This is a genomic window from Butyrivibrio sp. INlla14, assembly GCF_900102515.1.
In the GTDB taxonomy this organism is placed as follows: Bacteria; Bacillota; Clostridia; order Lachnospirales; family Lachnospiraceae; genus Butyrivibrio.
Window position 1 is genome coordinate 1 of the sequence record NZ_FMVS01000071.1, and the last position, 1,879, is coordinate 1,879.

Annotated in this window: 2 protein-coding genes and 2 pseudogenes; 3 read left to right on the forward strand and 1 reads right to left on the reverse strand. The window is 38.6% G+C overall.

Annotated features, from left to right (window positions below; genetic code table 11):
• The 3 genes and pseudogenes from BLO53_RS19410 to BLO53_RS18845 form a co-directional block, all read left to right on the forward strand.
• Positions 1-599 (forward strand): annotated as a pseudogene (locus tag BLO53_RS19410) (IS4 family transposase); the annotation flags it as partial.
• A 166-nt stretch (positions 600-765) separates the two neighbouring features.
• On the forward strand, positions 766-1,242 hold the full coding sequence (locus BLO53_RS18840) for a restriction endonuclease (RefSeq protein WP_092065254.1): 477 nt from the start codon (positions 766-768) through the stop codon (positions 1,240-1,242).
• Positions 1,243-1,258: 16 nt separating this feature from the next.
• Positions 1,259-1,435 (forward strand): annotated as a pseudogene (locus BLO53_RS18845) (nucleotide sugar dehydrogenase); the annotation flags it as partial.
• A 263-nt stretch (positions 1,436-1,698) separates the two neighbouring features.
• On the opposite strand, the gene BLO53_RS19525 reads toward BLO53_RS18845, so the two are convergent.
• Positions 1,699-1,879: hypothetical protein (locus BLO53_RS19525; protein WP_207648494.1), on the reverse strand; the 181-nt coding region annotated here is incomplete at its 5' end.

Here is a 1,879-nt window from a genome sequence, read left to right on the forward strand (position 1 = left end):
GTGAAAAGTTCAAAATGGTTCGTTCCTGCCATGGTGATACTGTAGCAATATTGCCAGGAAATTCCAAAACAGGTACTGAAGATATCAAGATAAGAGTCTTAGAGGTTATTCTAAGTGATGGATCTCGCGAGTACCTTGGAACCAACATATTTGACGCAGCTATGTCTGTGGATATGTTTCGCGAACTATATTTTCTCCGCTGGCCTGTTGAAGGCAAATACATGGAGTTAAAAGAAAAATTCCTTCTTGAAGAGTATAGTGGAAAAACTAAAACTGCTGTGTTTCAAGAATTCTATATAAATCTACTCATGTCAAATCTGACTTCTCTGATAAAAAACAAAGTCGACGATGACATAGATGAACACATGACCACAACTGGCAAGTATAGGTATCAAGCTAACCGAGCCTATATTATAGGCCGTCTAAAGAAAGCATTTCCTAAGATCCTTTGTAACATACTGCAAACAGAATACATAGATCAGATAGTATCCGATGCATTCAAAGTTCGGTCACAGATAATCCCCGGCAGGAAGTTTAGAAGAAAGACCAGAAAACTGGTTTGCAGAAAACACTTTCCAAACCTTAGACCTGTCAATTGATACATCATATATGAATTTTTCTTAGACCTGATATGAGTCAGGTCTGTTTGTCATGCGATAACATTAAGAAGAAAACATAGCTGCCTATTCAATATGATATAATCTGTTGGTAGATGATACACATTAACTTAAAGCAGTATTTCTATTCATACTAAGTTGACGGAAAGTGTACCACATTGGTGACAGGCACCACTGTTATGATTTTAAGGTTTTATGCGAGTGTAAACAGTTTAAGAACCCTGTAAAAAGAGATGTTGTTGTTCTGCTAGATGGGAAAATACGAAGTTTGGGAGCTCAAAAAGGAATTATTTGTTCTACAAGTGGATTTCAAAAAGGGGCAATCAAGTATGCTAAGGAACATGGAATAGCCCTGTTTCAAATATATGATAAAAAATGCATCGCTGTGAGCCATTCTGGGGGACCAAATGAACAAGAATATGATGATGACCCTATAAAATACATAGAGGATCGGTGGCCGAAATATTGCGTTAAATGTTTTGAATCAGATAGAGATGAGGCTGTTACTATCTATCCAACTAGGAACATGATAATTGATATATATCGCGATTATTATCGCGTGATGAAAAAGGTGTATGGTATTGATATGCATGATTTTGACATGGCTTTAAATAATTGGAATTGATGTTGAAACTTTTGTAGTGTTACTTTCAGGCCGCCGCATCAACGATGACATGGGTAAATATATTGCAGAATCAGTAGGTAATCGCTTTATCACCAATGACATCACTGTCAAGAATGCCAAGGTTGCAATTCTTGGATTTGCTTTCAAAGAGAACTGTCCTGATACACGTAACACCAAGATCATCGACATTGTGTAGTTAATTTCAATGTAAATATCATAGATAGGTATAATCATAAAAGATACTTCCAGGGTCGTATATTCGGAGATACTAGAGGATATTACCTCTGCCAGATGGAATATAGCATCCGCCATCCTCCATCAAGGCAACCCTCCTTCGTCGGTGCTGCGCAGCCTTGACAGAGGCTGTGTGATGCTACAATGGTAATCAACCCGATGTAAGGCGGCGTGCGCCGCGCTACATCGGGCCATACAAATTCAATTAGGAATCATTGCTCGTCAGGCTTTTGCCAAGCTACTGAGTGTCAGCAAACAGGGTGCAGTTCTATAAATAAGAAAGCAAACCGCATAATCTCCACCATCATCCATGTTCCACCTATCAATCAAATATGTTATACTATATGCGGCTTTGCGGAGCAAAGCCGCATATTTATTACCTATCAACACAAGTTGTGGTGGA